Genomic DNA, 24,280 nt, shown 5'->3' on the forward strand with positions numbered 1-24,280 from the left:
ATATATCCTCTGCCCGATATTTCATGTGGTCAAGGGGTGGGGAAGAGATCGGTGGCGGTCGCGTCCAGGGTGATCAGGAGGGGACGCAGCAGCGGATGGTGCTCGGCGCCCCTGCGCACCGCGGCGAACACGCGGCGCTCCGGCCCCGGCGCCTCCCGGACCACGACGCCGGTGAGATCCAGGTCGCGCAGCGCGAGACGGGGCACCAGCGCCACCCCCGAACCCGCGCCCACCAGCGCCACGACCGCGCGGAAGTCGTCGGAGGAGTGGGCGAAGTCCGGGGTGAACCCGGCCTGCTCGCAGGCCACGGCGATGACGTCGTGCACCGGGTTGCCCGGGTAAGGGCCGATCCAGCTCTCGGTCGCCAGCTCGGCCAGCACGACGCCGCCGGTGCCCGCCAGGGGGTGGCGCGTGGGTAGGACCAGGTCGAACGGCTCGGCGTACAGGGGGACGCGGGTCAGGCGCTGGTCGGCCGGTGCGCCTCGGTACTCGACGGCGATGGCCAGGTCGGCTTCGCCGTCCAGGAGCATGGTGAGGCTGTGGTCGCCCTCGGCGTCGCGGACGCGCACGTCCAGGCCGGGCGCGCGCTCGCGCAGCGTGCGTACGGCGGGCGCCACGAGCGCCGCGATGGCGGTGGCGAACGAGGCCACGCTGACCTCGCCGGCCGCGCCCGTGGTGTAGGCGGCGACCTCGGCCTCGGCGCGTTCGAGCTGGGCGAGGACCTCGTTGGCGTGGGCCAGCATGATGCGGCCGACGGCGGTGAGCCGCACGCCGCGGCCGTCGCGGATGAACAGCCGGTGCCCGACCTCGTGCTCCAGCGCGCCGAGCTGCTGGGACACCGCCGACGGCGTGAGGTGAAGGGCCGCCGCCGCGGCGGTGACCGTACCGTGGTCGGCCACCGCGCGCAGCGTGCGCAGGCGCCGCGTCTCTATCACGCGGCCGAGCATAGGGTCTATCCGTTGCGTGCCGTGATGAACGCGTCCACGGCGCGGTCCACGTCCTCGGTGGAGTGGGCGGCCGAGAGCTGCACGCGGATGCGCGCCTGCCCGTGCGGCACGACGGGGTAGGAGAAGCCGATCACGTAGATGCCGAGCCCGAGCAGCCGCTCCGCCATGGCGCCCGCCTCGGCCGCGTCGCCGATCATGACCGGCACGATCGGGTGCTCACCGGGCAGGATGTCGAACCCGGCCTCGGTCATCCGGCCGCGGAAGCGCTCGGTGTTGGCGCGCAACCGCTCGCGGGCCTCGCTGGAGGTCTCCAGCAGGTCGAGGATGCGCAGGGACGCGGCGGCGATGACGGGCGCGAGCGAGTTGGAGAACAGGTAGGGCCGCGACCGCTGCCGCAGCAGCTCGCAGATCTCCTTGCGGGCCGCGACGTAGCCGCCGCTGGCGCCGCCGAGCGCCTTGCCGAGCGTGCCGGTGATGATGTCGATCCGGTCGGTGACGCCGTGGAGCTCCGGCGTGCCGCGGCCGGTGGGGCCGACGAAGCCGACCGCGTGGGAGTCGTCGACCATGACCATCGCGTCGTACCGATCGGCCAGATCGCAGATCTCCCGCAACGGGGCGAGATATCCGTCCATGGAGAACACGCCGTCGGTGACGATCAGCCGCCGCCGCGCGTCGGACGCCTCCTTGAGCCGCGCCTCCAACTCGGCCATGTCCCGGTTGGCGTAGCGCAGGCGGCGGGCCTTCGACAGCCGGATGCCGTCGATGATGCTCGCGTGGTTCAGCGCGTCGGAGATCACCGCGTCCTGCGCGTCGAGCAGCGTCTCGAACACGCCGCCGTTGGCGTCGAAACACGAGCTGTAGAGAACGGTGTCCTCCATGCCCAGGAAGTCCGACAGGCGGGTTTCCAGCTCCTTGTGCACCTCCTGCGTGCCGCAGATGAAGCGCACCGACGCCATCCCGAACCCCCACCGCTCCAGCGCCTGCTGCGCCGCCGCGACGACCTCGGGGTTGTCGGCCAGGCCGAGGTAGTTGTTGGCGCAGAAGTTCAGGACCTCGGCCTCGCCCACGCGTACGTGGGAGTTCTGCGGGGTGCTGATGACCCGCTCGGGCTTGTGCAGCCCGGCCTCGGTGATCTCGTCGAGGGTCACGCGCAACTGCTCGCGGACGGTGGAAAACATCAAACCTCCATGATCAGGGTACGGCGGGGCGTTCACTCCCAGTCGAGGATGACCTTGCCGGTACGGCCGCTGGCCGCGGTGTCGAAGGCGGCGTCGAAGTCGCGGTAGCCGTAGCGGTCGGTGATCACGGGGGAGAGGTCGAGGCCCTTCTCCAGCAACACCGACATGTTGTACCAGGTCTCGAACATCTCCCGGCCGTAGATGCCCTTGATGGTGATCATCGACGTCACCACCGTGGACCAGTCGATCGCGAACTCCTCCGACGGCAGCCCCAGCATCGCGATCTTCCCGCCGTGGGTCATCGTGGCGATCATGTCGCGCATGGCGCGAGGGTTGCCGGACATCTCCAGCCCGACGTCGAACCCCTCGCGCATGCCGAGGTCCTTCATCCCGTCGGCGATGGGCGTCTGGGCGACGTTGAGCGCGAGGGTGACGCCGAGCTTGCCCGCCAGGTCCAGCCGTTCCGGGCTGACGTCCGTGATCACGACGTTGCGCGCGCCGACGTGCGTGGCGACCGCGGCGGCCATGAGCCCGATGGGCCCGGCGCCGGTGATCAGCACGTCCTCGCCGACCAGCGGAAACGACAGAGCCGTGTGTACGGCGTTGCCGAACGGATCGAAGATGGCCGCGATGTCGGGGTCGACCGGCACCCGGTGCACCCAGACGTTGGTGGCCGGGATCGACACGTACTCGGCGAAGGCGCCGTCGCGGTTGACCCCCAGGCCGATCGTGTTGCGGCACAGGTGGCGGCGACCGGCCATGCAGTTGCGGCACTTGCCGCAGACGATGTGCCCCTCGCCGCTGACCAGGTCGCCGACCTTGATGTCCTCGACCCCCGGCGCGACCTCGACCACGGTCCCGCTGAACTCGTGCCCGACGATGAGTGGGAGGTCGAGGGTGTGCCGCGCCCAGTCATCATATTTCCGGATATGCAGGTCGGTGCCGCAGATGCCGGTACGCAGCACCTTGATCAGCACCTCACCCGGCCCCACCGTCGGCTCCGGCACGTCCCTCAGCCACAGCCCCGCTTCGGGCCGCTCCTTGACCAGCGCCTTCATGGCAACCAACCCCCTCGTCTGAACCTTACGCACTGTGCCCGGCGGGCTTCGCGCGTGTCCATCGAGGTTTCCTTAACTCCCCCCACAGAGAACCTTCACGCCCCTGGCAGCCCGCCAAATCCCCCAGCCGCCCAGGGGTTGCCCCGCGTTCCCCGGGCGTGTCACCCCACACCGTCACCGCGTGCCGCCCTCCGGGCCCAAACCCGTCCTGTCGAGGGCACACCGGTCGCGGCCATGCCGGTGGCAGACGGTCTTCGGGCACCCAAACCCGGCCGGGGTGTCTCGGCGCGCCGCTCGGCGGGGTCGGGTGTGGGTGGCAGAGTGCGCCGCGCGGGGTTGTGGGGCGGGCCGCGAGTGTTCTGGCGGGTGTCTTGCCGGGTTGGGACCAGGGTGGCGTTTCGCAGGAGGTCGTGGCGTGGGGCGGGGTGGTTGGTGGTTGTGATTACGTAACAAGGTTGGCTAAGTAGACTGTCCGTTCAACCAGAAGGGTGGAGGTCCGGTGGTACAGCAGAGCGGCGACGCCTCCCTTCTGCGCAGGCTGAACTCGGCGGCGATCCTGCGGATCCTGCGTGCCGGAGACGACGTCACGCTCACCGAGCTGGCCAGGGCGGCCAAGGTGTCCAGGCCCACGGCCGAGGCGATCGTGGAGGAACTCCTGGCCGAAGGCTGGGCCGAGGAGTGCGAGGAAGAACTGGGCGACCGGCAGCGTGGTCGTCCGGCCCGGCGCTACCGGTTCCGCGCGGCGGCCAAGCACGTGGTCGGGATCGGCATAGGCGGCTCCACGATCCGGGCGATGACCTCGGACCTCAAGGGGAACGTGGTCGGCTCGCGCTCGGTCGGCGTGCCGCGCGAGGTGGACGCGGGCGAGCGCATGGCGGCCGTCGTCAAGCTCGTGGAGGAGAGCGCGGGCGAGCTGGGGCTGAGGGCGAGGGATCTGGCGGCGGTCGGGGTCGGCACCACGGGCGTGGTGGACGGCGAGGGCCGCGTGGTCAAGAGCGTACGGCTGCGCGACTGGACGGGCCTGGAGCTGCAGGCCGAGCTGCGCAAGGCGATCTCCGCGCCGCTGCTGGTGGAGAACGACATGCGGCTGGCCGTCCTGGCCGAGCACTGGCGTGGCGTGGCGCAGGAGTGCCGCGACGTGGTCTACCTGTTCACCGGCAACCGGCTGGCGCTGGGCCTGCTCATCGACGGCGTGCCGTACCGGGGAGCCCACGCGGCCTCGGGTGAGCTGGGCGAGCAGCCCAACGGCAACTGGTCGGCGTTCGGGAGCGTGATCTCCTACGCGATGGCCGCCGAGCCGGGCGAGCTGAGGGCGCCGAGCGACATGGCGGAGTTCGCGTTCGAGCGGGCCAGGTCGGGGGAGCGCGCGGCGGTGGAGGCGGTGGAGCAGTTCGCGCTGAAGCTGGGCGAGGGACTGGTCACGATCGTCAACCCGCTCGACCCCGAGATGGTGGTGATCGGCGGCGCGCTCGCGCGGGGCCGCGAGCTGCTGGTCGACCCGATCCAGGCGTATCTCGACCAGGTCTGCCTCTACCCGCCCAAGGTGGTCGCCTCGGAGCTGGGCCGCGAGTCGATCGTGGTCGGCGCGGTACGGCTGGCGCTCAACCACGCCGACAGAACCCTCTTCTCCGTCGGGCTTTAACGCTACCGAGTTGCTTATCTCCAGGGTCGTTCACGGCCCTGGTGTCGCTTACGCCGGAATTTCTGCCTGATTTTCTATAGATTCTTTCATAAATCACCGCTACCCTTCAGGACTGGTCAAGGAGCCTGAAGGGACGGCACGTGGAAGATCTACGCATCGGGGTCATCGGCCTCGGGCTGCGGCTCAGCCTCGCGCTGGCCGCCCATCGGCCGGGCGAGGGGTCGGTGGTCACCGCGCTCTGCGACTCCGACCCCGCCGCGCTGAAGAAGGCCGGGGAGCGGTTCGGCACGCCGTACCTGACCGAGGATCATCGCGACCTGCTGGACCGGAAGGACCTCGACGCCGTCCTCGTCGTGACCCCGGACGACACGCACGAGAAGCTGGCGGTGGACTGCCTGGAGGCGGGCAAGGCCGTCTACCTCGAGAAGCCGATGCACATCACGGTCGAGGGCTGCGACAACATCCTGGAGACCGCGCGCAGGACCGGTACGCGGCTCTACGTCGGCCACAACATGCGGCACATGGCCGTGGTCAGGCTGATGCGGGAGATCATCCAGCGTGGCGACATCGGCGCTCCCAAGACCGTCTGGGTGCGGCACTTCGTCTCCTACGGCGGTGACTACTACTTCAAGGACTGGCACGCCGAGCAGTCCAGGACGACCGGACTGCTGCTGCAGAAGGCCGCCCACGACCTCGACGTGATCCACTGGCTGGCCGGCGGCTACACCAGCCGGGTCAACGCCTTCGGCGACCTCATGGTCTACGGCGACCTGCCCCGCCGCGCCCTGGGGGCGGCCAAGCCCGAGGGGTGGCTGAAGGAGTTCGAGTGGCCGCCCACCGCGCGCAAGGACCTCAACCCGGTGGTGGACGTCGAGGACCTCTCGGTCATGAACATGCGCCTGGACAACGGCGTCATCGCCGCCTACCAGCAGTGCCACTTCACGCCCGACTACAACCGCAGCTACACGGTCATCGGCGACGCGGGCCGTCTGGAGAATGACGGTGGTCACATCAAGGTGTGGAACCACGGTCCGACCGGGTATCGCGCCGAAGGTGACGTCACCTACAAAGTGCCGGAAACCAAGGGCTCACACGGCGGTTCCGACGAGCGGATCATTACCGAGTTCACCGGGTTCGTGCGGGAGGGCGGGTTGACCGACACCTCGCCGGTGGCGGCGCGTATGAGCGTGGCCGCCGGTTACATGGCCACGATGTCGCTGCGCGACGGCGGCCGGCCGTACGACATTCCGGCGCTCGACCCCGGGCTCGTGGCCTACTTCGAGCGCGGCCAGGTGGAGCGGTGAGGAACGTCCGGCGCTGGCGGCCGGGCCAGGGGACCTGCCGTCCGGCGCGGATCCGCACCGAGCTCGTCCCCGGTCTGAGCGACGACGAGGGCGGCCCGCGCTTCGCCGAGGAGGGCTACCGCCTCACGATCACGCCTGACGCCGCCGTCGTCACCGCCCCCTCCGAGACCGGCCTCCTGTACGGCTCCCGCACCGTGCGACAGGCGCTGGCCAGGGACGGCGAACTGCCGGTCGGCGAGGCCGTGGACTGGCCCGACTACGAGGTACGCGGCTTCATGCTCGACGTCGGCCGCCGCTTCTTCACCCCCGGCTACATCCGCGACCTGATCGGGCACATGGGCGAGCTCAAGCTCAACGAGCTGCAGCTCCACCTCAACGACAACGGCTTCAAGAAGGACGACGGCGGCTGGGACGGCGTGCAGGCCGCCTTCCGGCTGGCCAGCGAGCGCTTCCCCGGCCTGTCGGCGACCGACGGCGTCTACACCCGCGCCGACTGGGACTCCTTCGAGGACGTGGCGGCGGCCAACGGCGTGCGGCTGATCCCCGAGATCGACGGCCCCGCGCACTCGCTGGCCTTCACCCGGTTCCGTCCTGACCTGGGCGAGGGCGACCACCTGGACCTGTCCAGGCCGGAGACGACCGCGTTCATGAAGGAACTGTTCGACGAGTTCATGCCGTGGTTCCGCGGCCCGGCGGTGCACTTCGGCGCCGACGAGTACTTCGCCGACCCGGGGCTGTTCCGCGACTACTTCAACGCCATGGCCGCACACGTCAGGGCGGCGGGCAAGCAGGCCCGCGCCTGGGGCAGCTTCACCAGGATGACCGGCGACGCCGAGGGCTACGACCGGGACGTGACGATCAACACCTGGGCCAACTCCTGGTACGACCCGGTCGAGGCGATCAGGGACGGCTACCCGTTCATCAACACCAACGACGAGACCCTCTACGTCGTCCCGAAGGCCGGCTACTACCACCCGGACGGGCTCGACGCCGAGTACCTGGCCCGCGAGTGGCAGCCGCACGTCTTCCCCGGCGGCAGGTCCGTCGAGCCCCGGCATCCGCTGCTGCGCGGCGCGATGTCGGCGGTGTGGAACGACATGACCGAACTCGACTACACCGAGCAGGACGTGGACCGGCTGATCCGGCCGACGTTCGCGATCCTCGCCAGCAAGATGTGGAACGGCTCGCCGTACCCGCGAGAAGGGATCTAAGTGGAAGATCTGCGCATCGGAGCCGTTGGTCTCGGTCTCCGGACGAGTCTGCACCTGGCCGCGCACCGGCCGGGCAAGGGGTCGGTGGTGAGCGCGCTGTGCGACATCGATCCGGCCGTCCTCAAGCGGCAGTCGAAGCGGTTCGAGGCCGACATCCTCACCGAGGACTACCGCGACCTGCTGGAACGCGACGACATCGACGCGATCATCCTGGCGACCCCGGACGACACGCACGAGAAGCTGGCGGTGGACTGCCTGGAGGCGGGCAAGGCCGTCTACCTCGAGAAGCCGATGCACATCACGGTCGAGGGCTGCGACAACATCCTGGAGACCGCGCGCAGGACCGGTACGCGGCTCTACGTCGGCCACAACATGCGGCACATGGGCGTCGTGCGGCTGATGCGGGAGATCATCCAGAAGGGGGTGATCGGCGAACCGAAGACCGTCTGGGTGCGGCACTTCGTCTCCTACGGCGGCGACTACTACTTCAAGGACTGGCACGCCGACCGCCGCAATACCACCGGCCTGCTGCTGCAGAAGGCCGCCCACGACCTCGACGTGATCCACTGGCTGGCCGGCGGCTACACCAGCCGGGTCAACGCCCTCGGCGACCTCATGGTCTACGGCGACCTGCCCCGCCGCGCCGCGGACACCCCCAGGCCGGAGGGGTGGCTGAAGGAGTTCGACTGGCCGCCCGCGAGCCGCCGCGACCTCAACCACGTCGTGGACGTGGAGGACGTGTCCGTCATGAACATGCGCCTGGACAACGGCGTCATCGCCGCCTACCAGCAGTGCCACTTCTCGCCCGACTACTTCCGCAACTACACCGTGATCGGCACCGAGGGCCGCCTGGAGAACTTCGGCGACGGCCCCGGCGACACGGTCAAGGTCTGGAACACCGGCCCCAGCGACCACCGCTCCGACGCCGACGTCGTCTACCGGGTGCCGGAGTCCAAGGGCACCCACGGCGGCGCCGACCCGGGCATCATCGTCGAGTTCACCAGGTTCGCCCGCGAGGGCGGCGTGACCGACACCTCGCCGGTGGCCGCCAGGATGAGCGTGGCCGCCGGTTACATGGCCACGATGTCGCTGCGCGACGGCGGCATGCCGTACGACGTGCCGCCGCTCGACCCCGAGCTCGTGGCCTACTTCGACCGCGGGCAGTCATGACCTACCACCTCCGCTACCAGGTGCTGCCCGGCCGGGATCCGGCCAGGCTGGCGGCGTACTGCGCCGGGCACGGGATCGAGGAGGTCGTGCTCATCTACGGTTCCGAGGAGCTGCACGCCGGCCACCCGGTCGGCGTCGGCGAGGACCTGTGGTTCGAGCACGTGGCCGAGGTGAAGCACGTGCTGGACGCGCACGGGATCGGCGCGAGCCTCAACCCGTGGGTGACCGTCGGCCACGCCGACCGCGGGCGCACCCAGGATCTCGGGTTCGCGCCCATGGTCTCGCCGCTGGGCGAGGCGGCGACGGCGACGGCCTCGTTCGCCTGTCCGGTCTGGCGAGACTGGCTGGCCGGGCACTACGGGCGTTTCTCCCAGCTCGGCTTCCGCGTCCTCTGGCTGGAGGACGACTTCCGCTTCCACAACCACGCCCCGCTGACCTGGGGCGGCGGGTTCGAGCCCGAGATGCTGGAGCGGTTCGCGCTGCTCTCGGGTGACAAACCGACCCGCGAGGAGCTGGTCGCCGCGATCACCGCCACCGGCCCGCCGCACCCCTGGCGGGCGCTGCTGCAGCGCACCTGGCGCGAGGCCCAGCTTGAGGTCCTCGATCTGGTACGGCAGGCCGTGGCCGGCCGGGCCAAGCTCGGCCTGATGAGCTCCGGGCTGGGCGTCGCCTCGGTCGAGGGCCGGGACTGGGCGGCGTTCTTCGACCGGGTGGAGGTGCACCGGCCGCACTTCGCACCCTACGGCGACGCGCCGGGGCGGCGGCTGTCGTACTCGATCGCCATGCTGGAGCTGCAGCGGGGGCTGCGGCCCGCCGGGGTGGAGGTGGCGCCGGAGATCGAGAACTGGCCGCACACCGAGTGGACCAAGTCCGACACCCAGACGTGGTCGGAGATGGTGACGGCCCGGCTGTCGGGGGCGGGCGGGCTGCTGCTGGACGTCCATCCGTTCGTGACCGGCGACCCGCAGCGCTATCCGCGCGTGGGCCGGATGTTGTCGCGGTCGCGGGCGGCGGTGGAGCGGGCGTACAGTCCGGATATTTCGGTGTATGGGGTTGGGGTGCCGTGGTGGCCGGACACCGCCGCCCACGTGTGGGGCGACGGCGGCCTCGACGGGCTGCAGGCCGATCCGCTGCGGGCCGCCGAATACCTGCTGCCCTACGGGGTGCCGATCCAGGCCGGGGCAGGCGCGGTCAACGCCGTGTTCGGCAAGGTCGCCTGGGGTGTGCCCGCGGACGAGGTGGAGCGGCTGCTGTCCGGCGGGCTCCTGCTCGACGGGCACGCGGCGCTCGTGCTGGCCGAGCGCGGGTTCGGGGAACTGCTCGGCGTGCGGGTGGAGGAGGTGGCCGAGCGGGGGGCGCCTTCGCGGCAGCCGTACAGCATGGAGCGGGTTCTGGACGGCGGGCAGTTGCTCAGCGTGAACGTGCAGCCGGCGCTGGCCCGGCTCGCCGCGCTGCCCGGGGCCGAGACCTGGACCGAGATCCTCACCCCGCGCGGCGAGCACTGGGGCGACGGCCGGGTGGCCTTCACCAACCGGCTGGGCGGACGCGTCGTCACCCTGGCGGCCTGCACCCCCGAGGCGCTGGGCCGCTGCGACGACGGCCAGGCCCTCGCCCACCGCGCGCTCCGCTACCTGGGCGCGGACCTTCCCCTGGTCACCGGCGGCCCGCACCTGCTGCCCCACCTGGCCGGAACCGCGACAGGACGGCGGCTGGCGATCGCCAACGGCTCCGCCGACCCGGCCCGCCCCGTCGTCGACCTCGACCGGCCCGTCACCGCGACCCTGCTGGCGCCGCTCGCCGAGCCGGTCGAGGTGCCCGTCCGGCGCGAGGGTGGCCGGGTCCACGTGGAGGCCGACGTCCCGCACCGGGGGTACGTGCTCCTGGAATGGTGACTTCGCTCACTTGAACGCCGTTCAGGATTGAACGGTGTTCAGGTTCCGTGTGACACTGCCCGCATGCAACTGAAGCGTGCGGACGTCGTGACCGGGGCGCTGGCCCTGCTCGACACCGACGGCCTGGACGGCCTGACCATGCGCAAGCTCGGCGCGCGGCTCGGCGTCCAGGCCGGCGGCATCTACTGGCACTTCACCAGCAAAGAGGCGCTGCTCGGCGCCATGGCCGACCGGATCGTCGGCGAGGCCACGCGGACCCCGCTCACCCCCGCTCCCTGGGACGCCCAGCTCGCGGAGATCGCCCACCGCCTGCGCCGCGCCATGCTCGCCCACCGCGACGGCGCCCGCGTGGTGGCGGGCACCTACGTGACGGAACCGAACACGGTACGCGGCGGCGGCCAGGCCCTGCGCATCCTCACCGACGCGGGCTTCCCCGCCGACCGGGCCGCCTGGGTGATCTTCACCGCCATGTACTACGTGCTCGGCCACACCATCGAGGAACAGGCCCAGCGCGAGGCCGGCGACTGGGAGCAACGCGGCAGCGAACTGGCCGGCACCGACCTGCACCAGGCCGTCACCGCCCTGGTCACCGCCGACCCCGGGGAACGCTTCGCCTACGGCCTGGAGCTGTTCCTCGACGGCGTACGCCTGCGGCTGGCCGAGGCGCTGCGATGATCCCGAAGATCAAGCGGGCCAAGGGCCGCCGCCCCATGCCCCTGGAGGTCCGCGCCAACGTCCGGCTGAGCCCGTCGTTCACCCGCCTGACCCTGGGCGGCCCGGCCCTGGCCGGCTTCGCCACCCCCGGCCTCGACCACGCCGTGCGCCTGTTCTTCCCGCGCGCGGGACAGCCGGGCCTGTGGCTGCCCAGCCTCCGCAACGACGCCTGGCTGCCCGAGACGCTGCTGCAACCCACCTCCCGCCGCCCGTGGGTGCGCACCTTCACCATCCGCGACCACCGGCCGGACCTGCAGGAACTGGACATGGAGTTCGCCCTGCACGGCGACGAGGGCCCTGCCTCGGCCTGGGCCGCCCGCGCCCGTCCCGGCGACCCGGCCGGCCTCATGGACGAGGGCTACACCTACCTGCCGCCCGCCGCCGCCGACCGCCAGTTGCTGGTGGGCGACGAGAGCGCGCTGCCCGCCGTCCTGTCCATCCTGAGTACGGCTCCCGCCGGCCTGACCGGGCAGGTGTTCCTGGAGGTTCCGGAGGCCGGCGACATCCGTTCCGGCATCTCGTGCCCGGCGGGCGTACAGGTGACCTGGCTCTCCCGCGACGGCGCTCCCTCGATCCCCGGGACCCTGGCCCTGGAGGCCGTCAAAGCCGCCCCCGACCTCGGCAAGCCCTCCTACGCCTGGGTCGCGGGCGAGTCGAGGCTGGCCACCGGCGTACGCCGCCACCTGGTCGGGGAGCGGCAGATGGAGAAGCGTGACATCGCCTTCATCGGCTACTGGCGGCACGGGCGCTCCAGCCCCGGCTGACGCCGCTCAGGTGTTGGCGCAGAGCGCGTTGTCGATCAGGCGGGCCGTGGCCTGGCCTTGGGCCGGGGTGCCGGGGTAGGTGGTGCGGGAGACGATCACGCTGGTGCGGCCATCGGCGGTGACGGCGTTGTCGGTGATGAACCCGGGCGTGCCACCGGGATGCGACCATGCCGTGATCCCGCAGCTCAGCCGCTGCTTCGCCAGGCCCAGGCCGAACTCCCTGCCGGGCGCGCCGACGGGGACCGTGGTGGTCATCTTCTTGAGCTGACGTGGCGTCAGGAGCCGGCCGCCCAGCAACGCTCGCCAGAACCTGCCCAGGTCGCCGGTGGTGGTGACGGCCTCGCCCGCCGGGCCGGCCCAGCCGAGGCTGAGCACCGTGGCGCGGAACGGCCGGCCGGTCCTGGCGTCCTCGGTGTAGCTCTGCGGGTGCGGCTTGGGCAGCCGCGCGGCGTCGCCGGGCAGCGTCGTCTCGCGCAGCCGCAGCGGCGTGATGATCCGGCGGGTCACCTCGTCGCGCCAGCCGTTGCCGGTGGCCTTCTCGACGATCATCCCGGCCAGGAGATAGTTGATGTTGGAGTAGCTCCAGCGGGCGCCGGGGGAGAAGAGCGGGCGCCGGTCCACGCTGAGCGCGACCAGCTCGCGCGGGGACATGCGGAGGAACCGGTAGGCGCGGTAGCCCTGCTCGGTGCGCATCTTCATCTCGATGTCGCCCACGGAGTCGTGCAGGCCGCTGGTGTGCTGGAGCAGGTGCCTGACGGTGATCGCGCGCCCGTCGTTGCCGTTGCCGCGCACCAGTCCGGGCAGCCATCGTTCGACGCTGTCGCCGAGGGACAGACGGCCCTCCGCCTCCAGTTGAAGGATCACGGTGGCCACGAACGTCTTCGTGTTGCTGCCCATCCGGAAGTGCCCGTCGAGCGGGATCGGCACGGTACGGCCGCGCACCGCCGTACCGGCTGCCGCCGCCAGGTCACCGGCGGGGGAGACCACCCGTGCCTGCACCCCCAGCGTGCCGGCGTCGCGGATCGCGGCCAGGTCCCGCCGCAGGGCCGTCCGGTCGTAGCCGGACGTGGCGTGGGCCGGGCCCGCCGCGAGTGTGGCGACCGTCGCGGCCGTGATCGCCGACGCCACGATCGCGTGGATGCGGTGGTTGATCGGATTCCTCTTCATCGTTCTTGCCTCCCGGCAGATGTGACCGCCGTAGCGGTCGGGTGGGACTCGAAAGCAGGTGGGTGGGGCTCGAAGGGGCCGGTGCGATGGCCGGCCGCGGCGGGTCGTGGGCGCAACGGCCACCAGATGGCCCGGCCGAGCAGCGCGGCCAAAGCGGGGACCAGGACCAGCGACACGACGAGCGCGGAGAGCAGGATGCCGAGCGTCATCGCGAAGGCGATCTGCTCGTTGCCCGGGGACGTGACGAGGCCGGCGAAGGAGGCGGCCAGCACCAGGCCGGCCGTGGCGATGGCCGGCGCGGTGTGCCGTACGGCGCGGGCCACGGCGGCGCGAGCCGTACCCGATCGCCGCATCTCCTCCCGGACGCGGTCGGCGATCAGGATGTTGTAGTCGGTCCCCAGCGCCACGACGAACAGGAACAGCACGAGCGGAAGCGTGAAGCCGACGCCAGGCTCGCCGATGACGTGCTGGAACAGCAGCGCGGCCGCGCCGAGGGTCGCGGCGAAGCCGAGCCCGACCGAGAGCAGCAGGATCACCGGAGCGAGCAGGCTGCGCAGGAGCAGCAGGAGGATCAGCGCGATCAGCGCCGCCGCGACCGGGAACACGATCGTGAGGTCGTGGTCAACGGCGGTCGAGATGTCGGCCACGATGGCCGGCGTCCCGCCCACGTGAGCTGTCATCCCGGCGGGCGTGTGCTGGGCGACCGTGGCCCGGATCGGTCCGACGGCCAGGTCGCGGGCCTGCCGGCTCCGCGGGTCCGCGGTCGGGTAGAGGTCGATGCGGGCGGCGCGGCGGTCCCCGCTCAGGACGGTCGGCGCGATCTGGCCCACGCCCTTGACCTGGGTGAGCGCCCGGGAGAGACCGTCGAGCCGCTCGGCGGTGAGGGCACTGCCGTCTTCGGCGGCGATGAAGACGCTCGTCGGGTCGGACACGCCGGCCGGCAGCGTACGGGAGATCTCGGCCGCGGTGGCAGCGGCGGGGGTCTGGGCGCCGGAGCCGGCCTGGCCGTAGTCCATGCGGATGCCGATCAGCCCGGCGGCCAGCGCGGCGAGCAGGGCGACGGAGGCGGTCAGCATCATCAGCGGCTTGCGCGTGACCAGCGCGCCCAGGCGGGCGGCCCAGCTCTCCCCGGTTTCGGGGCGCAGAGCCGTACGGGAGGGCCAGAACATCTTGCGCCCGGCGGCGGCGAGCAAGGCCGGCAGGAGAGTGAGGCTGCCCACCATCATCACCACGACCGCGACGGCGATCGCGGGGCCCATCGAGCGGAACTGCCCGAAGGTCGCCAGACCGAGGGTGGCGAAGGCGGCCACGATGGTCAGCGCCGCCGAGGTGATCGCGGTGCCGACCCGGCCGGAGACCTGCGCGGCCGCCTCGCGGGCGGACTGCCCGGGCCGGGTACGCAACTGCTCGCGGTAGCGGAACAGCAGGAACAACAGGTAGTCGATGCCGATGCCGAGCAGGACCACGTTGATGAGGCCCGGGGTGCCCGCGTCGAGCTTGAGCCCGGTGAGCATCGCGGCGCCCGCGACGGCCCCCGCCGCCACGAAGCCGATCATGGCGACCGCGAGCAGCGGCAGCAGGGCCGCCAGCACGCTGCGGAACACCAGCACGTTGAGCAGGACGATGAGGCCCACGATGAGCCCGCTCCCGACCGTCGTGACGATCTTGCGGGAGTCGACGGTGTCGACGGTCTCGGCGAGCGCTCCGGTGAAGCCGGTACGCATCCCCGCCTCGGAGAACTGGATCCTGGCCGAGTCCCGGAAGGTCCGGTAGACGTCCTGGAGGCCCTTGTCCCCGCGGTTGCCGATCAGCTCGACGGAGAGCAGTTGGAAGCTCCGGTCGGGCGCCGTCATCGCCGGGGCGATCCGGGGCGTCTGGGAACGGTCCGGGATGAGGAACCGCTGGGGCCCGTCGTCCTCCCTGGGCATGATCACCCGGCGCTTGGCCAGCTTCGCCGCCTCGGCCTCGACGCGCTGCCGGTCGGCGGCGGTCATGGCCTTGCCGTCGGACCGCGCGACCAGCACGGTCACCGTGGTGGCGTCGGGGTTCACCCCGAACCGTTCCTTGGCGATGCGCAGCGCGGCGGCCGAGTCGTAACTCCGGGGCAGGAAGTCGCCGGCCTGGTTCTGGGTGACGCGGTCGAACAGCATCGGGGTCAAGGCGCTCAGGACGACGCCCAGCACCGCCCAGAGGGCGATGACCTTCCATGGGTGTCTGGTGGAGTACCCGGTCAGGGCACGGATCACGATCTCCTCCGGCGGACGGTGGCTGCCGGGGGCTCCCGGCCGACCTCTAGACCATCAGTCGCAGAAGCGGCAAACCTCCTGGTAGCGGATGATTCGCACCGGGGCCCTGGGTCCTTCCGTCTCCCGGGGACCAGGACCGTGGTCCTGGTCCCGGCCTGGCTGTGTAACCCTGTTTCGGGGGGCCGTAAGGCCGGATATGGGGGGACACCATTGTTGAGCAACGCCCGGGAGCTGCCGTGGGCCCGTAGCGACGCGCTCGTCGCCGGTGGGGCCTGCGTGATGAACCTGCTCAGCTACGTGTTCTTCAACTCCCCCGACGGCCGGCACGCCGTGAGCGTGGCGGGGTTCCTCTTCGTCGCCGTGGCGGCCCTGCCGCTGCTCGCCCGGCGCCGCCATCCGGTGGCGGCGCTCGCCGCCATCCTGGCCCTCGACACCGCGGCCACCCTGATCGTGCCCTTGCCCCGGCATTTCGGCGCCGTCCTGGTGGTCGCCCTGTACGCGGTCGCCAGGGCCCGCCCCGGCCGGATCACGGCGCTCGCGGCCGTTGCGACGGTGATGCTGACGCTGCTGAGCCAGAATGTCGGCCATGTCCTGACCTGGCAGGACGCCGTCGTCCCGCCCCTCACCACCCTGATCGTCGTAGGCACCGCCATGGCGGTCAACCGCTGGCAGGCGGAGGTGGCGGCCAACCGCAGACTCCTCGCCGACCGCGCGGTGGCCGACGAGCGGCGCCGTATCGCACGGGAGTTGCACGACATCGTGGCCCACCACATCACCACCATGCAGCTGATGGCCGGCGGCGCCCGCGCCAACGCCGAGAAACCGGAGGTGGTCAGGGAGGCCCTGGTCACCCTGGAGTCCTCCGGGCGGCTCGCGCTGCGCGAGATGCGCCAGCTCCTCGACGTCCTGCGGGACGGCGACGAGCCGGAGACCACACCCGCCCAGCCCCAGCCCGGCGCCGACGACCTCGGCCGCCTGGTCGAGGAGTCCCGCCTGGCCGGACTGCCGACGGACCTCGGCGTCCACGGGCAGCCGCGGTCCTTGCCGCCGACCGTCGGCCTCACGGTGTTCAGGATCGCCCAGGAGGCCCTCACCAACGCCCGCAAGCACGCGGGGCCGGCGCGCGCGTCCGTGTCGCTGACGTACGGCCGGGACCGGGTCACCATCGAGGTGCGAGACGACGGCGGCGGCCCACCGCCACGGGAGGACGCGGCGGCGGGATACGGCCTGATCGGCATGCGCGAACGCGTCGCCCTGCACGGTGGCACACTCACCGCGGGCCCGCGCCAGGACGGCGGGTTCACCGTCCTGGCCGAGCTGCCGCTGACCACGGACGAGACGGCCGTCCAGCACGAAAAGGCGCACCGATGATCAGGGTCCTGATCGTCGACGATCAGTTGCTGGTACGGCGCGGCCTGTCGCTGATCCTTTCCCCCGATCCGTCCTTCGAGGTCGTTGGAGAGGCCGAGGACGGTGCCCAGGCCGTCACCCTCGCCCACGAACTGCGCCCCGACGTCGTGGTGATGGACATCCGGATGCCCGTCCTCGACGGCGTCGCCGCGACCAGGGAACTCGCCGCGACGCTGCCCGGCAGCCGGGTCCTGGCGCTCAGCACCTTCGACATGGACGAGTACCTCGTGGGCGCGCTGCGAGCCGGAGCCTACGGGTTCCTGCCCAAGGACAGCTCCCCGGAGGACCTGAGCGCGGCGATCCGCACCGTCCACGCCGGTGACGCCGCCGTCGCGCCGCGCCTGCTCACCCGGCTGATCTCCACCTACGTACGGGCGCCCCACGGCACCCGGCCGAACCCCACGGGCCTGGGCGAACTCACGCCCCGCGAGGTCGAGGTATGGCGGCTGATGGCGACCGGCCTGGACAACACCGAGATCGCCCGCGTCCTCGACCTCAGCCTGTCGACCGTCAAGAACTACATCACCAGCATCTTCGACAAGCTCTCCGTCCGCGACCGCGCCCAGGCGGTGATCGTGGCCTACGAGTCGGGTCTGGTCACGGCCCTGCACCGGCGCGGCCACGACGAACCGAACGCCGGATAGACACGGACGTCAGCGCCACTACTCCGACCCGGCTATGCCTGCCGACCGGGTGAAGGGCGAGATCAACCCGTCTACCAGGGGGCAGTCCCCACTCGTCCAGTTCCAGTGCCCAAGTGGCCAGGTCCTGTCCAGTTCGGCGGTGCTGTCGGAGCGGTAGAAGTGCTTGGGGTCGCCCAGCATCTTGCCGACCAGCGAGGCCACGGCGTCGGCCGACGTCGCCTTCCCGGTCGGTGTTGTCGACCATCCACCCATGGGTGCCGTGGTCCTGACTGGGCAGGGGGTGGGCCCCCAAGAAGGCAGCCCGAGCGGAGCGAGGTCCTTCAGGGGTCGAGCTTCAGCTCGACCGGAGACACGCGCGGAGCGTAGCGGAGCTCCTTTCAGGGGGTGTGGTGTTGGGGGTCCTTTTCCAGGTTGGGGAACGGGGAGGGTTCCGGTACGGCCGCGCCCAGCTGGCGAGGCAGACCCGGCTTCTCCGCCTCCTGCGCGTCGGCCACCGCCTCGGCTGCCGCCTCCGAGGCCTTGGCCACCTCCTCATCAGCCGCCGAAGCGTCGGTGATCTCCTCGCGGGTGGCGGCGGAGCGGGGGAGGGCTTCGGTGAAGGCCTTGGACACGCCCTGCAGGGCCGAGGTCACCTCGCTGGGGATGACCCAGAAGGTGTTGCCCTCGCCCTGGGCGAGCTGCGGCAGCACCTGGAGGTACTGGTAGGCGAGCAGCTTGGGGTCGGGGTCGTTGCGGTGGACGGCCTGGAAGACCTGGTCGATGGCGCGGGACTGGCCTTCGGCCTCAAGGATGGCGGCGGTGCGCTGGCCCTCGGCGCGCAGGATGCGGCCCTGCTTGTCGCCCTCGGCGGTGAGGATCTGGGACTGGCGCTGGCCTTCGGCGGTGAGGATGGCGGCCCGCTTGTCGCGCTCGGCCCGCATCTGCTTCTCCATCGCGTCCTTGATGGTCTTGGGCGGGTCGATCGCCTTGATCTCGACCCGGTTGACGCGCAGGCCCCACTTGCCGGTGGCCTCGTCGAGGACGCCGCGTAGCTGGCTGTTGATGGTGTCGCGGGAGGTGAGGGTCTTCTCCAGATCCATGGAGCCGACGACGTTGCGCAGGGTGGTGACGGTCAGTTGCTCGACGGCCTGGATGTAGTTGGCTATCTCGTAGGCGGCCGCGCGCGGGTCGGTGACCTGGAAGTAGAGGACGGTGTCGATCTCGACGACGAGGTTGTCCTCGGTGATGACCGGCTGGGGGCGGAAGGAGACGACCTGTTCGCGCAGGTCGATCATCGGATAGACGCGGTCGACGTAGGGGATGACGAAGTTGAGTCCGGGTTTGAGTGTGCGGTTGTATCGGCCGAGCCGCTCGACGTTGCGGGCCCTCGCCTGCGGCACGATGCGGACTGCCTTGAGTACCGTGATCACCGCGAAGAGGGCGATGACCAAGCCGACGATCAGCAGCTCCATATGATCACTCCCGGGGATAGACGAGGGCTGTGGCGCCCTCGATCTCGATGACGTCCACGGTCGCTCCCGTGGGGATGACCAGCGTCTCGTCGTAGGCGCGTGCGGACCATTCCTCGCCCCCGATCCGCACTCTGCCGTCGCGTCCGGTGACCTCCGCGACCACGTACGCGGGCTTGCCGACCAGCGCCTCAACCCCGAAGCGCTGGAGCTGGGGCTGGTGGAGGTGCCGCATGGCGATGGGCCGGACCACGAAGAGCCCGGCCGCCGACGACAGGGTGAAGACGAGCAGTTGCAGCGGAATGGGCAGGCCGAGTGCCGCTGTGGCGGCCGTCAAGAGAGAAGCGACGCCGAGGATGCCCAGGGACGCGGTGAGGGTGAAGATCTCCGCCACACCGAGGACGACGGCGAGGATTATCCAGATGACCCAGTCTTCCATGCGTTGGCCCTCCTGACAGATGAACGGGCCTGGGACTGCAACATGTTCCCCTACCTACGGTAAACCTGGAGCGGGCGCTTGTTGCACCCATCCGCCATCGGTTGCCGGATCGTGAAGTGCGCTGCCCAGTCGCCATTTCTCCCAGGACAGCTGCCAGAAGCCCCAGCCGTTGTTCCATTCGAGGGGACGGTCGGTGCCGGTGATGCTGACGGGGTCGCCGCGCAGGGAGTTTTCGTAGAACCAGGCCGCCTGGTCGGGGCGGGAGTTGATGCAGCCGTGGCTGACATTGGCCCGGCCCTGGGCCCACACGTTGTTCTTGGCGTGGACGTATTCGCCGGAATTGGAGATGCGCACGGCGTGGTCGATCATCAGGTCGTAGAAACCGGGGTCGCCTTTCTTGCGGCCCGGCGACACCATGCGCACCGGGTTTCCCTTTTCCATCGTGAGATGGATGCCGCTGGTGGTGGTGTATTCGCGGGTGGTGGCCATTCCCGCGCTGATGGCCATGTTCTGGACGACCTTGCCGTCGCGTCTGACGACCATGCGGTGGGTGCGGGTGTCGACGGTGCTGGTCTGCCTGCGGCCGACGGTGAAGGTGAGCGTGTGGTCGGCGGTGCCGTAGACGCCGGGGGAGGGGCGTACGCCGGTCAGGTGGGCGGTGAAGGCGACGTTCTGCCTGGCCGGCCAGAACTGGCTGGTGCGGTAGACGGCCTGGGTGTCGCCGATCCAGCGCCAGGCGCCTTCGACGGGCTGGTCGGAGGTGACCTCCAGCGCGCGCTCCACGGCGGCCTTGTCGCGGACCGGGCCGTCGAAGGTGACGATGATCGGCATGCCGACGCCGACCTCCTCGCCGGGCAGCGGTGAGACCGAGGCGATGCCGAAGGGACGGCCGGCGGCGCGGGTGCGGAAGCGACCCATGGCGACGGTCGAGGGGCCGGCGGCCGTGGCGGCGGTCGCGGTCACCATGTATTCGGTGTCGGGTTTCAGCGGCCGGCTCGAACGCCAGGTGGTGCCTGCGGAGTCGAGCTCGCCGGGCACCGGGCGGCCCGCGGCGTACGCGAGGACCTGGCGCAGTGTGCCGCCGCCGGCCTTGACCACGAGGCCGCGGTCCGGCCGGGCGCGGGCGGAGTCGAAGGCCGGGAAGGTGGTGATGACCGGGGGCGCGGCCGCGGGGCCTTCGGCCGTGACCGAGGAGCACCCCGCGACCGTGAGCAGGACGACGAGACAGAACGCCGCGGCACGCCGCATCTCACTCCTGGGTTCCTGGGGGCGGGGAGCTCCAAGAGTAGCGGTGAGTCACGGCTTGAGCACGTCAAGTCACCTGTCGGATGGTTCCGGAAACCTCCCCCAGCCCGAGCCCGCCGGCCGTGGCCGTGATCGTCACCGTGTCGCCGTCCTCCAGGAACGTGCGGACCGAACCGTCGGGCAGCTTGATCGGCTCGGCGCCGTTCCAGCTCAGCTCCATGAACGAGCCGCGCTGGCCGGGCTCGGGCCCGGAGATCGTCCCGCTGCCGTAGAGGTCGCCGGTACGCAGCGACGCGCCGTTCACGGTCAGGTGGGCGAGCATCTGGTCCGGCGTCCAGTACATGCTCCGGTACGGCGGCCGCGACACCACAGCCCCGTTGAGCAGGACCTCCAGCTCGATGTCCAGCCCCCAGTCGCCCTGCCTGCGCAGGTAGTCCAGCGGTGCCGGGTCCTGCTCGCGCCCCGGCACCCGCGGCAGCGCCTCCAGCGGCGTCACCCACGGCGAGATGGAGGTCGCGAACGACTTGCCCAGGAACGGCCCGAGCGGCTGCGCCTCCCAGCCCTGGATGTCGCGCGCGCTCCAGTCGTTGAGCAGCGTCACCCCGAACACGTGCTCCTCGAACGCCCCGGCAGGGGCTCCGAGCGCGGACGGCACGCCGACGACGAAGCCCAGTTCGGCCTCGATGTCGAGCTTGGCGGACGGCCCGAACTCCCCGGCCCGCAACTGCCCGCTCGGCCGGGTGACCGGCGTGCCGGAGACGACCACGGTCCCCGAGCGCCCGTGGTAGCCGACGGGCAGGTGGCGCCAGTTGGGCAGCAGCGCCTCGGCGTTCGGCCGGAACATCCTGCCCATGTTGGTGGCGTGGTCGACGGAGGCGTAGAAGTCGACGTAGTCGGCGACCTCGACGGGCAGGTGGAGCGTGACCTGGTCGAGCGGGATCAGGTGCGGCTCGGCCAGGGAGAGGTCGTCGGTCAGCTTGGTCTGGATGAGCGCGCGGGTGTCGTGCCAGGCGTGCCGCCCGCGGGCCATGAAGGCGTTGAGGCTGCCGGTGGCGAACACCTCGTCGTGCAGGAAAGCGGCCAGGTCAAGGACGCTGTCCTCGTAACGCACGCCCACCCGCGGGGCCTCGCCCTGGCGGGAGAAGACCCCGTAGGGCAGGTTCTCCACGCCCCATCTACGCTCCGTCACTGATCACTCCTAGCGTCCTGAGATCGTCGGTGGGCGTGCTCGTGCTGCACGATCCGTAGCTGACCAGCAGGGCTCGGGCGCGCTTCGCGGTCTCCTCGGGTACGGCCAGCGCCAGCCGTACGAGCTGACCGACGTCCGTCGTGCGCAGGACGGGCACCGGATCGCGGTGCTCCACGGCCTCGCAGACGGCGAGCACGAGGTTGAGGAAGCCGTGCCGGTCGACGCCGAGCGCGGGGTCGAAGTGGCGCACGGCGTGGTGCAGCCCGGCCGTGGCCTTGAACGGGATGTCGTGGCTCACGCAGTGGCGGATGAAGGCGCCCAGGTGCTCGGCGGGCGGGAAGGCGTCGGCGCTCAGCCCGCCGCAGCGCACCTTGAGCCCGGCGCCTTCGGGCAGGCCGGTGACCTGGGATCGGGCCGGGACCTCGATGAACAGGCGGACGCCCGGCGGCAGGTCCAGGCGGCCGGCCTCCTCGGGCGGCAGCCGTACCTCCAGGAAGTCGACGGGGAGGTCGTCGAAGGCGGGCAGGTCGTCGGTGTCGAGGATCAGGCCCATGCGGGCGGGCCTGGACTCGGCGCGGCGCAGGCTGTCGAGGCGGGAGGCCGGGCACAGGAAGCGGTGGGTGAGCAGGAGGCCGGCCGCTTCGGCGTCGCGCCGGTGCCTGGCGAGGGCCTCGTCCATGGGCAGCGAGGTCGGCGGGAACAGGCCGGCGTCGTCGACGAGGGCCGTGAACAGGGGGTTCATCGGGCCCAGGTCCAGGCGTAGCCGGGATCCTCGCACGACAGGGCGCCCTGGCCGAGGTCGAGCGGGCGGAAGGTGTCGACCATGACCGCCATCTCGCTGGTGTGGGTGGCGCCCGCCTCGATCACCGCCTCGACGGCGCCGGGCTGCGGGCCGTGCGTGAAGCCGGCCGGGTGCAGCGAGATCGAGCCGACGTCGATGCCGGATCCGGCCCGCGCGGAGTAGTCGCCGCCCACGTAGAACATGAACTCGTCGGAGTCCACGTTGTGGTGGTTGTAGGGGATCGGCACGGCCTCGGGGTGGAAGTCCAGCGGCCTCGGCATGAACGAGCAGACGACGAAGCCGGGCCCCTCGAAGGTTTGGTGGACGGGCGGCGGCGCGTGCGTCTTCTTCACGACCGGCTCGAAGTCGTCGATGTTGAACGCGTAGGGGTAGAGGTAGCCGTCCCAGCCGACCACGTCGAAGGGGTGGTTGCGGTAGACGAGCCTGGTCAGGCCGCCGCGGGTGCGGACGAGGACCGGGACCTCCTCGCCCTCGGCGGTGAAGGGCTCCTGCGGGGTGCGCAGGTCGCGCTCGCAGTAGGGGGCGTGCTCCAGGAACTGGCCGTACTGGGAGAGGTAGCGCTTGGGCGGCCTGACGTGCCCGGCGGCCTCGATGGCCAGCACGTTCACGGTGCCCGAGGGCACCCAGCGGTGGATGGTGCCGGTCGGGATGACGACGTAGTCGCCCTCTCCCGCCTCGATGACGCCGTAGGTGGACTCGAAGCGGACGCTGCCGCGCTGGATGTAGACGCACTCGTCGCCCATGGAGTTGCGGTACAGCTCGCTGGGGCGGTCGCTGGTGGCGTACGACAATCGGACGTCGCCGTTGGCGGCCAGCAGCATCCGGCCGGTCACCAGGTCGCCGGCGGAGGCGAGGTCCTGGGTGCGGAAGTGGCGGGGCGACAGCGGCAGGTTGGGGCTGGCCGAGGTGGGCAGGAGCGGTTCGACGGCCTCGGCCTTGACGATCGCGGTGGGCAGATAGCGGTGGTAGAGCAGGGAGGAGTCGGATGAGAAGCCCTCTTCGCCCATCAGCTCCTCCGCGTACAGGCCGCCGTCCGGGCGCCGGAACTGCACGTGGCGCTTCCTGGGTACCTCGCCTACGAGCCGGTAGTACGGCATCTCTCTCACTCCGTCCGGTTATCGGACACTTATGTCCTCTATGTGTAACTACCGTCCTTCATGGCGGGCCGTACTGTCAACCAAGGGCGGCGGCGAGTTCCCCGGCCGCCACCACGACGCGCGGTCCCGTGCCCTCGGCGAGTCCGCCGAAGCTCACCACCCCCACGGACGCCTCCAGCCACGGCAGCCCCGTCACGGGCGCGGCGATGCCACGGGCGCCCTCCTGGAGTTGGCCCTCCGTGACCTGGTACCCGGTGTTGCCGTCGCGCATGGCGAGGATGGCCTGTCCGGCCGCGCCCTTTGCCAGGGGATGCCGCGAGCCCTCGCGGTAGGCCACGTGCAGGTCGGTCCAGGACGGCTCGACGACCGCGACCGCCAGCCCGTCGTCGCCCTCCGCGACGGTCAGGTGCGCGGTGGCGCCCACCTCCTCGGCCAGCCGCCGCAGCGTCGGCAGCGCCGCCGCACGAAGAAGCGGCTGTACGGCCTGCGCCAGCACCAGCACCCCGAACCCGAGATGCACCCGCCCCTCGGCGTCCCGGCGCGCGAAGCCCTCGTTCATCAGCGTCGTCACCAGCCGGTACACCACCGGCCTGCTCAGCTCCAAGGAGGCGGCCAACTCGGTCGGCGTACGGCCCCCGTGCCCGTCGGCGAGCAGCCTGAGCAGGCGGAGCCCGCGCTCCAGGGTCTGGGCGGATTCAGCGGCCATGCAGTTG

At 71.1% G+C, this 24,280-nt stretch carries 22 protein-coding genes; 9 read left to right on the forward strand and 13 right to left on the reverse strand.

The window, feature by feature from the left end; genetic code table 11:
• Positions 1-29 precede the first annotated feature (29 nt).
• Genes ACIBEJ_RS29720 through tdh form a run of 3 tightly spaced genes read right to left on the reverse strand, consistent with a single transcriptional unit; the run spans position 30 to position 3,183 of the window.
• Positions 30-935: a LysR family transcriptional regulator gene (locus ACIBEJ_RS29720; RefSeq protein ID WP_397186158.1), complete on the reverse strand. Its 906-nt coding sequence runs from the start codon at positions 933-935 to the stop codon at positions 30-32.
• 17 nt (positions 936-952) lie between these two features.
• The gene (locus tag ACIBEJ_RS29725) at positions 953-2,125 is read right to left on the reverse strand and encodes a glycine C-acetyltransferase (protein ID WP_397186159.1); all 1,173 of its coding nucleotides are present in this window, start codon (positions 2,123-2,125) and stop codon (positions 953-955) included.
• Between the two features lie 32 nt (positions 2,126-2,157).
• A complete protein-coding gene (gene tdh / locus ACIBEJ_RS29730; protein ID WP_397186160.1) occupies positions 2,158-3,183 on the reverse strand; it encodes an L-threonine 3-dehydrogenase in 1,026 nt (341 codons plus the stop codon).
• Between the two features lie 499 nt (positions 3,184-3,682).
• Here tdh and ACIBEJ_RS29735 point away from each other — a divergent pair, with 499 nt between their 5' ends.
• The 7 genes from ACIBEJ_RS29735 to ACIBEJ_RS29765 all read left to right on the forward strand — a co-directional run bounded on the left by ACIBEJ_RS29735 (position 3,683) and on the right by ACIBEJ_RS29765 (position 11,880).
• Entirely contained in the window at positions 3,683-4,825 is a 1,143-nt protein-coding gene (locus ACIBEJ_RS29735; protein WP_397186161.1) for an ROK family transcriptional regulator, read from the forward strand.
• 140 nt (positions 4,826-4,965) lie between these two features.
• Positions 4,966-6,129, forward strand: coding sequence for a Gfo/Idh/MocA family protein (locus tag ACIBEJ_RS29740; RefSeq protein WP_397186162.1), 1,164 nt, complete (start codon positions 4,966-4,968; stop codon positions 6,127-6,129).
• Positions 6,126-7,340 (forward strand): glycoside hydrolase family 20 protein, encoded by a 1,215-nt coding sequence (locus tag ACIBEJ_RS29745; RefSeq protein ID WP_397186163.1) that lies wholly within the window; start codon positions 6,126-6,128, stop codon positions 7,338-7,340. Before ACIBEJ_RS29740 ends, ACIBEJ_RS29745 begins: the two co-directional genes overlap by 4 nt.
• Positions 7,341-8,510, forward strand: coding sequence for a Gfo/Idh/MocA family protein (locus tag ACIBEJ_RS29750; RefSeq protein ID WP_397186164.1), 1,170 nt, complete (start codon positions 7,341-7,343; stop codon positions 8,508-8,510).
• Complete coding sequence (locus tag ACIBEJ_RS29755) at positions 8,507-10,402, forward strand: hypothetical protein (RefSeq protein WP_397186165.1); 1,896 nt, start codon at positions 8,507-8,509, stop codon at positions 10,400-10,402. The genes ACIBEJ_RS29750 and ACIBEJ_RS29755 overlap by 4 nt, the downstream gene beginning before the upstream one ends.
• A 63-nt stretch (positions 10,403-10,465) precedes the next feature.
• A complete protein-coding gene (locus tag ACIBEJ_RS29760) occupies positions 10,466-11,077 on the forward strand; it encodes a TetR/AcrR family transcriptional regulator C-terminal domain-containing protein (RefSeq protein WP_397186166.1) in 612 nt (203 codons plus the stop codon).
• Complete coding sequence (locus tag ACIBEJ_RS29765; protein WP_397186167.1) at positions 11,074-11,880, forward strand: siderophore-interacting protein; 807 nt, start codon at positions 11,074-11,076, stop codon at positions 11,878-11,880. The genes ACIBEJ_RS29760 and ACIBEJ_RS29765 overlap by 4 nt, the downstream gene beginning before the upstream one ends.
• Positions 11,881-11,886: 6 nt before the next feature.
• Here the strand turns inward: ACIBEJ_RS29765 and ACIBEJ_RS29770 are convergent, their stop codons facing one another.
• A complete protein-coding gene (locus tag ACIBEJ_RS29770; RefSeq protein WP_397186168.1) occupies positions 11,887-13,047 on the reverse strand; it encodes a serine hydrolase domain-containing protein in 1,161 nt (386 codons plus the stop codon).
• A complete protein-coding gene (locus tag ACIBEJ_RS29775; protein ID WP_397186169.1) occupies positions 13,044-15,293 on the reverse strand; it encodes an MMPL family transporter in 2,250 nt (749 codons plus the stop codon). The genes ACIBEJ_RS29770 and ACIBEJ_RS29775 overlap by 4 nt, the downstream gene beginning before the upstream one ends.
• Positions 15,294-15,506: 213 nt before the next feature.
• On the opposite strand from ACIBEJ_RS29775, the gene ACIBEJ_RS29780 reads away from it, so the two are divergent.
• Together ACIBEJ_RS29780 and ACIBEJ_RS29785 are read left to right on the forward strand one after the other, a co-directional pair.
• Positions 15,507-16,664, forward strand: a complete 1,158-nt coding sequence (locus ACIBEJ_RS29780; RefSeq protein ID WP_397186170.1) for a sensor histidine kinase — start codon at positions 15,507-15,509, stop codon at positions 16,662-16,664.
• Positions 16,661-17,347 carry a response regulator gene (locus tag ACIBEJ_RS29785; protein WP_397186171.1) on the forward strand — a complete coding sequence of 229 codons (687 nt, stop codon included), beginning with the start codon at positions 16,661-16,663 and terminating at the stop codon, positions 17,345-17,347. The genes ACIBEJ_RS29780 and ACIBEJ_RS29785 overlap by 4 nt, the downstream gene beginning before the upstream one ends.
• Before the next feature lie 18 nt (positions 17,348-17,365).
• Here the strand turns inward: ACIBEJ_RS29785 and ACIBEJ_RS29790 are convergent, their stop codons facing one another.
• The 8 genes from ACIBEJ_RS29790 to ACIBEJ_RS29825 form a co-directional block, all read right to left on the reverse strand.
• Positions 17,366-17,599 carry a hypothetical protein gene (locus ACIBEJ_RS29790; RefSeq protein ID WP_397186172.1) on the reverse strand — a complete coding sequence of 78 codons (234 nt, stop codon included), beginning with the start codon at positions 17,597-17,599 and terminating at the stop codon, positions 17,366-17,368.
• 125 nt (positions 17,600-17,724) lie between these two features.
• The gene (locus tag ACIBEJ_RS29795; RefSeq protein WP_397186173.1) at positions 17,725-18,798 is read right to left on the reverse strand and encodes an SPFH domain-containing protein; all 1,074 of its coding nucleotides are present in this window, start codon (positions 18,796-18,798) and stop codon (positions 17,725-17,727) included.
• Between the two features lie 4 nt (positions 18,799-18,802).
• A complete protein-coding gene (locus ACIBEJ_RS29800) occupies positions 18,803-19,234 on the reverse strand; it encodes an NfeD family protein (protein ID WP_397186174.1) in 432 nt (143 codons plus the stop codon).
• A 54-nt stretch (positions 19,235-19,288) separates the two neighbouring features.
• The gene (locus tag ACIBEJ_RS29805; RefSeq protein WP_397186175.1) at positions 19,289-20,482 is read right to left on the reverse strand and encodes an Ig-like domain-containing protein; all 1,194 of its coding nucleotides are present in this window, start codon (positions 20,480-20,482) and stop codon (positions 19,289-19,291) included.
• Positions 20,483-20,546: 64 nt separating this feature from the next.
• Positions 20,547-21,668, reverse strand: coding sequence for a fumarylacetoacetase (gene fahA, locus ACIBEJ_RS29810; RefSeq protein ID WP_397186176.1), 1,122 nt, complete (start codon positions 21,666-21,668; stop codon positions 20,547-20,549).
• A complete protein-coding gene (locus ACIBEJ_RS29815) occupies positions 21,655-22,410 on the reverse strand; it encodes a hypothetical protein (protein ID WP_397186177.1) in 756 nt (251 codons plus the stop codon). The genes fahA and ACIBEJ_RS29815 overlap by 14 nt, the downstream gene beginning before the upstream one ends.
• Positions 22,407-23,567 (reverse strand): homogentisate 1,2-dioxygenase, encoded by a 1,161-nt coding sequence (locus tag ACIBEJ_RS29820; protein WP_397186178.1) that lies wholly within the window; start codon positions 23,565-23,567, stop codon positions 22,407-22,409. Before ACIBEJ_RS29820 ends, ACIBEJ_RS29815 begins: the two co-directional genes overlap by 4 nt.
• 76 nt (positions 23,568-23,643) lie before the next feature.
• On the reverse strand, positions 23,644-24,273 hold the full coding sequence (locus tag ACIBEJ_RS29825; protein WP_397186179.1) for an IclR family transcriptional regulator: 630 nt from the start codon (positions 24,271-24,273) through the stop codon (positions 23,644-23,646).
• Positions 24,274-24,280 lie beyond the last annotated feature (7 nt).

This window comes from Nonomuraea sp. NPDC050790, from assembly GCF_044456745.1.
In the GTDB taxonomy this organism is placed as follows: Bacteria; Actinomycetota; Actinomycetes; order Streptosporangiales; family Streptosporangiaceae; genus Nonomuraea.

Coding starts and splice junctions, on each gene's coding strand:
- ACIBEJ_RS29725 (WP_397186159.1), bottom strand. CDS start 2,125: ATGTTTTCCACCGTCCGCGAGCAGTTGCGCGTGACCCTCGACGAGATC.
- tdh (WP_397186160.1), bottom strand. CDS start 3,183: ATGAAGGCGCTGGTCAAGGAGCGGCCCGAAGCGGGGCTGTGGCTGAGG.
- ACIBEJ_RS29755 (WP_397186165.1), top strand. CDS start 8,507: ATGACCTACCACCTCCGCTACCAGGTGCTGCCCGGCCGGGATCCGGCC.
- ACIBEJ_RS29760 (WP_397186166.1), top strand. CDS start 10,466: ATGCAACTGAAGCGTGCGGACGTCGTGACCGGGGCGCTGGCCCTGCTC.
- ACIBEJ_RS29765 (WP_397186167.1), top strand. CDS start 11,074: ATGATCCCGAAGATCAAGCGGGCCAAGGGCCGCCGCCCCATGCCCCTG.
- ACIBEJ_RS29770 (WP_397186168.1), bottom strand. CDS start 13,047: ATGAAGAGGAATCCGATCAACCACCGCATCCACGCGATCGTGGCGTCG.
- ACIBEJ_RS29785 (WP_397186171.1), top strand. CDS start 16,661: ATGATCAGGGTCCTGATCGTCGACGATCAGTTGCTGGTACGGCGCGGC.
- ACIBEJ_RS29790 (WP_397186172.1), bottom strand. CDS start 17,599: ATGGGTGGATGGTCGACAACACCGACCGGGAAGGCGACGTCGGCCGAC.
- ACIBEJ_RS29795 (WP_397186173.1), bottom strand. CDS start 18,798: ATGGAGCTGCTGATCGTCGGCTTGGTCATCGCCCTCTTCGCGGTGATC.
- ACIBEJ_RS29800 (WP_397186174.1), bottom strand. CDS start 19,234: ATGGAAGACTGGGTCATCTGGATAATCCTCGCCGTCGTCCTCGGTGTG.
- ACIBEJ_RS29805 (WP_397186175.1), bottom strand. CDS start 20,482: ATGCGGCGTGCCGCGGCGTTCTGTCTCGTCGTCCTGCTCACGGTCGCG.
- ACIBEJ_RS29815 (WP_397186177.1), bottom strand. CDS start 22,410: ATGAACCCCCTGTTCACGGCCCTCGTCGACGACGCCGGCCTGTTCCCG.
- ACIBEJ_RS29820 (WP_397186178.1), bottom strand. CDS start 23,567: ATGCCGTACTACCGGCTCGTAGGCGAGGTACCCAGGAAGCGCCACGTG.
- ACIBEJ_RS29825 (WP_397186179.1), bottom strand. CDS start 24,273: ATGGCCGCTGAATCCGCCCAGACCCTGGAGCGCGGGCTCCGCCTGCTC.